Here is a 1,166-nt window from a genome sequence, read left to right as displayed (position 1 = left end):
GCCAATGGGCGTCCGCGCGGCCGTGCACGCGGCCCTCGTCTTCCCAGATGTAGTAGGCGCGCTCGCGCACCCGGTGCTCGATGACATCCATGTCCGTCTCCCGTTGCTGTCCCTGGGAAACGATGAAAGCCGGTGGTTAAGGCGCGGTTAACGGGTTGCTGCGGTGCGAAACCGCCCTCCCCCGCAGAAGGATCAGCCCTTCGACAGCCGGCGCGCGTTCGCGCGGACCTTGCGCCGATAACCGGCGATGACCTTCGCGGTCGAGGCGCCGGAGGCCACCATCAGCGCTGCCTCGCCCGCCGCCACCACCTTCTCGGTGACCATGCGCTGCGCCTCGGCCTGGCCCACGGCGCCGCCCGCCGCGATCTTGATCAGCCGCATGCCGATCACCTGCTGGGATTCGAACGCCAGCATCGTGGCGTCCATCCCGAGCTTGTACCAGGAACCGAACATGCGTTGACACTCCAGGCGCTCAGCGCTCGACAAGCGACCCCGGCCGCCGGAGGTTCCCCCGCCCGGCCGCCGCGTCGCATTCAAGATTTTCGGAGGGAAGGGCGACTTATACCGAACCTCGGTGAGCCCGACTCATCGAGGTTCGGCCCCCGCGACTGCGGGGCGGCGGGCGTCCGCCGGACCTCATGGGTTCTGACCCATGAGACTTGGCATTAGTCGAAGCTGCGGCCCTTGGCGGCCGAGCCGCCGAGGCTGATCTTCTTCGCAGGCCCCCCGAGGCTGACCTTCTTCGGCTTCGGCGCGCCGGCCTCGACCACCGGGACGGGCGCGGGCGCGGGCTTGAGGTGCGCCTGCCCATGGATCACCGAGCCGACCTCGCCCGCGACCCGGATCAGGTCCTCGCGCTCGCAGGCGCGGGCCACCTTCAGGCCGAGCTGGTGCATGTGGCTCTTGCCGTAGAGGTAGGCCGCGAGCTGCGCCCGCTTGAGGGGCGCGATCCCGGCGACGATCTCGGGGAAGTCGTACTCGTCGGCCCGGTAGACCTCGCCGAGCAGTTCCAGGGAGACCGGGCAGGCGGCATCGGGCTCGGCGCCGCTGGTCGGATGGGCTTGGGTCATGGATCACCTCGGGTCGATGTCGGGTCCCCGGCGAGGCCGGCGACCGCGTCGGGGGATGGGTCGGCCGGAGCGGGCGCGGTCCGCGCACCCTCCGGC

3 protein-coding genes are annotated in these 1,166 nt (G+C 70.6%); all 3 read right to left on the bottom strand.

Annotated features, from left to right (window positions below; genetic code table 11):
- A partial coding sequence (locus FV222_RS26790; protein WP_147816164.1) for a DUF2934 domain-containing protein occupies positions 1 to 91 on the bottom strand: 91 nt, incomplete at its 3' end.
- A gap of 101 nt (positions 92 to 192) precedes the next feature.
- Positions 193 to 453 (bottom strand): hypothetical protein, encoded by a 261-nt coding sequence (locus tag FV222_RS26785; RefSeq protein WP_147752514.1) that lies wholly within the window; start codon positions 451 to 453, stop codon positions 193 to 195.
- 212 nt (positions 454 to 665) lie between these two features.
- The gene (locus tag FV222_RS26780) at positions 666 to 1,070 is read right to left on the bottom strand and encodes a hypothetical protein (RefSeq protein WP_147727278.1); all 405 of its coding nucleotides are present in this window, start codon (positions 1,068 to 1,070) and stop codon (positions 666 to 668) included.
- Positions 1,071 to 1,166: the final 96 nt, after the last annotated feature.

Source organism: Methylobacterium sp. WL103 (assembly GCF_008039885.1).
Lineage (GTDB): Bacteria > Pseudomonadota > Alphaproteobacteria > Rhizobiales > Beijerinckiaceae > Methylobacterium > Methylobacterium cerastii.
This window is presented reverse-complemented; position numbering and strand designations above follow the sequence as displayed.

Bases quoted from the DNA above. Each gene is read 5' to 3' on its own strand.
- FV222_RS26785 (WP_147752514.1), bottom strand. From the start codon at position 453: ATGTTCGGTTCCTGGTACAAGCTCGGGATGGACGCCACGATGCTGGCG.
- FV222_RS26780 (WP_147727278.1), bottom strand. From the start codon at position 1,070: ATGACCCAAGCCCATCCGACCAGCGGCGCCGAGCCCGATGCCGCCTGC.